The following is a 7,489-nucleotide window of genomic DNA, read 5'->3' as shown; positions in this document are numbered from 1 at the left end:
GTAGGATTAGAAGCACCTCTGTACTGGCATGTTGTAGAGCAGTGAACGCCAGCACAAAGGAGGATAACGTCGCTTGCAACGGCCCGTCAGGGTAAGGCGAAGCTGAATCATCCTCTTGGATGCACCATCTTTTACAAGATTAAAAGCCCCTTTGTACGGGTAACACCATTACTCCTTTCTGCACTTTTCTCAAAATCCTTCTTACGAATTACTCACTTAACTCAAATTAACCTGCGCTTTATCTCACGCATTTATCTGATAATCAAAATCCCTATATTTTTCAAAGCATTTGCTGATCCATGCCAACAGCGACAACGAGGGTGCTTTTACGCTAAAGTAATCGTTCCGTTATCAGAATGGATGCGAGAATGTACGATGCTTATGACGGCCTGATATTCGATATGGATGGCACCATCCTCGATACCGAGCCAACACACCGTAAAGCCTGGCATCAGGTGCTGGGGCAATATGGCATGACCTTCGATGAAACGGCCATCATTGGCCTGAACGGTTCGCCAACCTGGCACATTGCGCAGGTGATCATTGCCAGCCAGCAAAGCGATCTTGATCCTTACCGGTTGGCCGAAGAAAAGACGGCATTACTGAAAACGATGCTGTTCGACAGCGTACAGCCATTACCGCTCATTGATGTGGTGAAGGCCTATAAAGGGCGCCGTCCAATGGCGGTAGGCACCGGCAGTGAGCATGCAATGGCGGTGGGGCTGTTACAGCATCTGGGGCTACTGAATCACTTTGATGCCATTGTCGGAGCAGATGATGTTAAACGCCATAAGCCAGAACCTGATACATTTCTGCGTTGCGCTGAATTGATCGGCGTACCCGCTGCACGCTGTGTGGTGTTTGAAGACGCTGATTTTGGTATACAGGCGGCACGTGCGGCAGGTATGGATGCGGTGGATGTCCGTCTGCTGTGAGTGAATGGTTAGCTTACGGTTCGATGTTTGCCAGTAGCTTTTTGAGCGCCACGTTATTGCCGGGGAGTTCTGAAGCGTTACTGGTGGGGTTACTGCTGGCGGGGAAGGTTTCTGTCACGGCATTGATCCTGATTGCCGCACTGGGAAATACTCTGGGTGGTTTAACCAACATCGTTATGGGTCGCCTGCTTCCATTAAAAAGTCAGGGGCGATGGCACAACACAGCAACGGCGTGGCTGCACCGAATGGGGCCTGCTGCGCTGCTTTTTAGCTGGTTACCAGTGATTGGTGATCTGCTATGCGTTCTTGCTGGCTGGCTACGTTTCGCCTGGCTGCCGATGGTGATATGTCTCGCTATCGGTAAGACCCTGCGTTATCTGGTGCTGGCAGCCGCAACACTACAGGGCATGGAATGGTGGCATTGATTCGCTTTAAGGCGGCGCTACGGTTAACATTATGCTGAACAATAATAAATTTTTCTCTGAGCGGGAGGTCAATTTGATCCCGGACGTATCACAGGCGCTTTCCTGGCTGGAAGCTCATCCTGACGCACTTAAAGGTATTGGTCGCGGCATTGAGCGCGAAACGCTGCGCGTCAGGCCGGATGGCCATCTTGCCACTACCGGACACCCAGCTTCTCTTGGTTCAGCTTTAACACATAAGTGGATTACCACTGACTTTGCCGAAGCATTATTAGAATTTATCACGCCGGTCCATCAGGATATTGATCATCTGCTGGCATTCTTGCGGGATATCCATCGCCATGTCGCCCGTGAGTTAGGCGAAGAACGTATGTGGCCGATGAGCATGCCATGCATGATCGCTCCCGATCAGGATATCGAGCTGGCGCAGTATGGTCGTTCGAATATTGGCCAGATGAAAACACTGTATCGCCAGGGTCTCAAAAACCGTTACGGCGCGCTGATGCAGATTATCTCTGGCGTGCATTATAACTTCTCACTGCCGCTCTCCTTCTGGCAGGAGTGGGCTGGGGTGAAGGATGCTGAAAGCGGAAAAGAGGCTATCTCTGATGGCTATCTGCGCCTGATCCGTAACTATTATCGCTTTGGCTGGGTGATCCCGTATCTGTTCGGTGCTTCACCGGCGATCTGTTCCTCATTCCTGCAAGGCAAGGAGAGCGCACTGCCGTTTGATCGCAGTGATAAGGGAATGCTGTCACTGCCGTATGCGACCTCACTGCGTCTGAGCGATCTGGGCTATACCAATAAATCCCAGAGTAATCTTGGCATCACCTTCAACAATCTTCCGGACTACATTACTGGTCTGAAAGCGGCGATTAAAACACCGTCGGAAGAGTTTGCTGCGATGGGGGTGAAAGATGAAAACGGTGACTGGTTACAGCTGAATACCAATGTATTGCAGATTGAAAACGAGCTGTACGCGCCGATCCGACCAAAGCGTGTGACACGTTCTGGCGAGGCACCTTCGGATGCACTGCAGCGCGGTGGGATTGAATATATCGAAGTCCGCTCACTGGACATTAATCCCTTCTCACCGATTGGTGTGGATGCGAACCAGGTGCGGTTCCTCGATTTGTTCCTGGTCTGGTGTACGCTGGCCGATGCGCCTGAGATGAACAGCGCTGAGCTTGCCTGCACACGTAAAAACTGGAATCGAGTGATCCTTGAAGGGCGCAAACCCGGTCAGACGATCAGCATGGGATGCGAAGAGTCGCAGCATTTGCTGGTTGATGTGGGCAAGGCATTGTTCAGCGATCTCCGTCGCGTGGCGGAAACGCTCGACAGTCAGAGTGACGAACATCATTACCAGGAAGTTTGTGACCGACTGGTGGCATCATTCGACGATCCCGATCTGACCTATTCCGCGCGATTCCTGGATATTTTAAAAGAGAACGGTATCGCGGGTGCCGGGCTGGCCCTGGCCGAACAGTATCGTGCTCAGTTAAGCGAAGAGTCACTGGAAGTGCTGACCGAACAGCAGTTTAGCGATGAAGCGCAACGCTCACAGGATAGTCAGCAGGATATTGAAGAAAGTGATACGCTTGACCTTGAAACCTTTTTGAAAGGTAAGAGCTAAGCGATACAAAAGAAAAAGGCCACATAACTGTGGCCAAAATTCGCATCTCTGTTGTTGTCAGGGATGAGATGGATGATAACAAATGCGCGTCTTTCATATATTCAGATGCGCAGCGTTCGAGAAAGTTTCATCAGTTCAAAAATAAATTCATTTGTTGAGGTAACAAGTATGCCATTGCTGGATAGCTTTACCGTCGATCACACCATCATGGCCGCTCCTGCTGTACGCGTAGCTAAAACCATGAACACGCCTGCTGGCGACACCATCACGGTTTTCGATCTGCGTTTCTGCCGACCGAATATCGAGATTTTGACCGAACGCGGTATCCACACGCTGGAGCACCTTTTTGCCGGCTTCATGCGCGATCACCTGAACGGTGACGGTGTGGAAATCATTGATATTTCGCCAATGGGTTGCCGTACGGGCTTCTACATGAGCCTGATTGGCACGCCGGACGAGCAGCGTGTAGCAAAAGCATGGAAAGCCGCGATGGCTGATGTGCTGAAAGTGAAAAACCAGAGTGATATCCCTGAACTGAATATTTATCAGTGCGGGACCTGTGAAATGCACTCACTGGATGAAGCGCAGGACATCGCGCGTAACATCCTCGACAACGACATTCGCGTTAACCGTAACGATGAACTGGCGCTGCCGAAAGAAAAACTGAAAGAACTGCATATCTAAATCGTAGGGGCGAAGCATGCTTCGCCCGGGTCAGGCATGCCTGACCCCTACGACGATCCCACCGACTCCTTTAGCGACGTTTGCGGTGTAATCCGTACCTGCTTAATCATATTGTCCTGCACATCAAGAATGTCGACGGCATAATGGCCAATTTGTACCGTGGTATTGGCGAGCGGAATATCCTGCAATGCCTCAAGGATCATGCCGTTAACGGTGCGCGCTTCGACTTCCGGCAGTGTCCAGTTAAAGGCTTTATTGAGCTCGCGTATGTTTGCGCTGCCCTCAATCAATACAGAACCATCATTCTGTGGTACCACTTCTTCGGCCAGCGTCGGGGACATGGACGTGGTGAAGTCGCCGACAATCTCTTCCAGAATATCTTCGATGGTCACCAGACCTTTAATATCGCCGTACTCATCGACGACCAGCCCGACCTTCTTCTTATTCCGCTGGAACTTGACCAGCTGTACGTTGAGCGGTGTTCCTTCTGGCACATAGTAAATTTCATCCGCGGCGCGCAGCATCACCTCTTTGGTGAACTCTTTCTTCTCGGTCATCAGACGATAAGCTTCGCGCACACGCAGCATGCTCATGGCATTGTCGAGGGTGTCGCGATACAGGACGATACGGCCGTGGGGTGAGTGAGTCAGCTGGCGTACGATCGATTTCCAGTCGTCGTTAATATTGATACCGACAATTTCGTTACGCGGCACCATGATGTCATCGACATTCACTTTTTCAAGATCGAGGACGGACAGCAGCATATCCTGATTGCGGCGTGACATCAGTGAACGCGATTCGTACACGATGGTACGCAATTCGTCTTTGCTCAAAGCCGCACTGATTGCGCCATCGCTCTTCATTCCCACCAGACGCATCAGCATGCGGGTAATGGTGTTCAGCAGCCATACCAGCGGCATCATAACAATCTGCAAGGGGCCGAGCAGCACGCTGCTGGGGAAGGCCACTTTTTCCGGATAGAGCGCTGCGATGGTTTTTGGCAAGATTTCAGCAAAAACCAGAACAAGAAAGGTCAGAATGCCGGTGGCAATCGCCACACCCGCATCGCCATACAAACGCATGCCGACAATGGTTCCCAGCGCAGAGGCCAGAATGTTGACCAGGTTATTGCCGATCAGCACCAGGCTGATCAGTCGGTCAGGACGACGCAGTAATTTTTCGACACGACGTGCGGCACGGTTACCATTTTTAGCCTGATGACGCAGCTTGTAGCGGTTGAGTGTCATCATGCCGGTTTCGGAACCGGAAAAGTACGCCGACACCAAAATCATAATAACCAGCGTGATGATCAGGGTCGTGGTTGAAACGTGTTCCAAGGGAAATCCTTGTGGTGGTCAATCAGGAGGTTAGGAAGTGCTGCAGCATGCGGCTACCGAAATAAGCCATGGTCAGTAAAAATGCGCCTCCGCAGTTGAACCATACGACACGGCGACCGCGCCAGCCTTCGTGATAATGGCCCCACAGCAGGACGATATAGAGGAACCAGGCCAGGATAGACAGCACGGCTTTATCGATATTTTCACGGCTGAACAGATCTTGCAGATAGAACAATCCGGTACAGAGTACCAGCGTTAACAGCACCACGCCGATCTGGGTGATATGAAACATTTTACGTTCGATGGTCATCAGCGGAGGGATATCGTTGCTGAAGGCCAGCTTCTTGTTCTTCAGTAGCCAGTCAATCCAGGCCAGCTGTAATGCATACAGTGCGGCAATAATTAGTGTGGCATAGGCGAAAAGTGCCAGCCCGATGTGCACCATCATGCCCGGCGTGGTTTCCAGGTGGGTAATAAAGGCGTTAGGCACAAATGTGGCAAATGCCAGGTTGATCAGCGCAAAGCTGTAAACAATCGGCAGCAAAATCCAGCCACGGTTGCGGGAGGCAACAATCGTCATAATCGCACAGATCAACAGGCTCACCAGCGAACCAATGTTCAGCAGGCTGAGGTTCTGCCCGCCATCTGGTCCGAAAATACGCTGCTCCAGCGCCACGGCATGGCAAACCAGGGCGGCGATGGCAGAAAGCACTGCCAGACGACGCCAGGTGCTGTTTTTACGCAACAGGCTGGGAACGATCAGTGCAAGGCTGAATGAGTAGGCGAGTAGCGCCAGAATCGCAATTACAGACATAGAATTCGTCAGGTATCGGCCAGAGAAGAAAAAAGTCAGTATAGCGCCAGCGGCTGCTGGCTCCAAACGATCTCATCGCATATGGCTGAGATCCCAGCGCCTCTATGTTATAATCCGCGCCATTGTGTCGCCGAGGCGGCCTCTCATTACGTTGAGCGAGAGACGATGTTTGATAATTTAACCGACAGACTGTCGCAGACCCTGCGCAATATCAGCGGCCGCGGGCGGCTGACTGAAGATAATATTAAAGACACGCTGCGCGAAGTGCGCATGGCGTTGCTGGAAGCTGACGTCGCGCTGCCGGTCGTCCGTGACTTTATCGGACGCGTCAAAGAGCGCGCCGTCGGTCATGAAGTGAACAAAAGCCTGACCCCGGGCCAGGAGTTCGTTAAGATCGTTAAAAACGAACTGGTTGCTGCCATGGGGGAAGAGAACAACACTCTGAACCTGGCTGCTCAGCCACCTGCTGTGGTACTGATGGCGGGCTTGCAGGGTGCGGGTAAAACCACCAGCGTCGGTAAGCTGGGTAAGTTCCTGCGTGAAAAGCACAAGAAAAAAGTACTGGTGGTGTCTGCTGACGTTTATCGCCCTGCGGCGATTAAACAGTTGGAAACACTGGCAGAGCAGGTCGGCGTTGATTTCTGCCCGTCAGACCTCAGTCAGAAACCGGTCGATATCGTTACCAGCGCGCTGCAACAGGCGAAGCTGAAATTCTACGATGTGCTGCTGGTGGATACCGCAGGTCGCTTGCACGTTGATGAAGCGATGATGGATGAGATCAAACAGATTCACGCCGCGATTAATCCGGTTGAAACACTGTTTGTGGTCGATGCGATGACCGGCCAGGATGCCGCCAACACCGCGAAAGCGTTCAACGAAGCCTTACCGTTGACGGGTGTGGTACTAACGAAAGTCGACGGTGATGCCCGCGGTGGTGCTGCGCTGTCGATTCGTCATATTACCGGTAAGCCGATTAAATTTATGGGCGTCGGTGAGAAAACCGAAGCCCTGGAACCGTTCTACCCGGATCGTATTGCCTCTCGTATTCTCGGTATGGGCGACATGTTGTCGCTGATCGAAGATATTGAAAGCAAAGTAGACCGTGCGCAGGCAGAAAAACTGGCCAGTAAGCTGAAGAAGGGGGATGGTTTCGACCTGAACGACTTCCTCGACCAGTTGAAGCAGATGCGCAACATGGGCGGTATGGCGAGCCTGATGGGCAAGCTGCCGGGCATGGGCCAACTGCCAGATAATGTTAAATCGCAGATGGACGACAAAGTGCTGGTGCGCATGGAAGCGATGATTAATTCAATGACACGCAAAGAGCGTGAAAAACCTGAGATTATCAAAGGCTCCCGTAAGCGCCGCATTGCCACCGGTTCAGGTATGCAGGTGCAGGACGTTAACCGCTTATTGAAGCAGTTCGACGACATGCAGCGCATGATGAAGAAGATGAAGAAGGGCGGTATGGCGAAGATGATGCGCGGCATGAAAGGTATGATGCCGCCGGGCTTCCCTGGCCGCTAAGTCAGCCAGAAAATGACTCAGGCGAATTAGATTGCTTTTTGCGCCAAAATGAGTAAAATTTTCGGGCTTTTTATATTGCATCCGGGCCCCGTTCCCTCAATGGGGCCCGGCTGTTTTATTAACTAAAGAGGATG

Annotated in this window: 7 protein-coding genes; 5 read left to right on the top strand and 2 right to left on the bottom strand. The window is 51.8% G+C overall.

Annotation, left to right across the window (positions count from 1 at the left end; all coding sequences use genetic code 11):
- Positions 1-368: 368 nt before the first annotated feature.
- From yqaB to luxS, 4 genes are all read left to right on the top strand, one after another.
- Positions 369-935: a fructose-1-phosphate/6-phosphogluconate phosphatase gene (gene yqaB / locus HHI26_RS24585; protein ID WP_133845993.1), complete on the top strand. Its 567-nt coding sequence runs from the start codon at positions 369-371 to the stop codon at positions 933-935.
- Positions 932-1,360: a YqaA family protein gene (locus tag HHI26_RS24580; RefSeq protein ID WP_133845992.1), complete on the top strand. Its 429-nt coding sequence runs from the start codon at positions 932-934 to the stop codon at positions 1,358-1,360. The genes yqaB and HHI26_RS24580 overlap by 4 nt, the downstream gene beginning before the upstream one ends.
- Before the next feature lie 31 nt (positions 1,361-1,391).
- Positions 1,392-2,993: a glutamate--cysteine ligase gene (gshA, locus tag HHI26_RS24575; protein ID WP_171149914.1), complete on the top strand. Its 1,602-nt coding sequence runs from the start codon at positions 1,392-1,394 to the stop codon at positions 2,991-2,993.
- Between the two features lie 168 nt (positions 2,994-3,161).
- Positions 3,162-3,677: an S-ribosylhomocysteine lyase gene (luxS, locus tag HHI26_RS24570; protein WP_133845991.1), complete on the top strand. Its 516-nt coding sequence runs from the start codon at positions 3,162-3,164 to the stop codon at positions 3,675-3,677.
- Positions 3,678-3,724: 47 nt separating this feature from the next.
- Here the strand turns inward: luxS and HHI26_RS24565 are convergent, their stop codons facing one another.
- Both HHI26_RS24565 and HHI26_RS24560 read right to left on the bottom strand, forming a co-directional pair.
- A complete protein-coding gene (locus HHI26_RS24565) occupies positions 3,725-5,014 on the bottom strand; it encodes an HlyC/CorC family transporter (RefSeq protein WP_159337964.1) in 1,290 nt (429 codons plus the stop codon).
- Positions 5,015-5,036: 22 nt separating this feature from the next.
- Positions 5,037-5,828, bottom strand: a complete 792-nt coding sequence (locus HHI26_RS24560; protein WP_133845989.1) for an inner membrane protein YpjD — start codon at positions 5,826-5,828, stop codon at positions 5,037-5,039.
- 165 nt (positions 5,829-5,993) lie between these two features.
- Between HHI26_RS24560 and ffh the strand changes: the two genes are divergently transcribed.
- Entirely contained in the window at positions 5,994-7,355 is a 1,362-nt protein-coding gene (ffh, locus tag HHI26_RS24555; RefSeq protein WP_133845988.1) for a signal recognition particle protein, read from the top strand.
- The last annotated feature ends 134 nt before the right edge of the window (positions 7,356-7,489 follow it).

The organism is Erwinia sp. JH02 (genome assembly GCF_013074405.1).
GTDB lineage: Bacteria > Pseudomonadota > Gammaproteobacteria > Enterobacterales > Enterobacteriaceae > Erwinia > Erwinia rhapontici.
The sequence above is the reverse complement of the archived record's forward strand: the minus strand, read 5'-3'. Positions and strand labels throughout refer to the sequence as shown.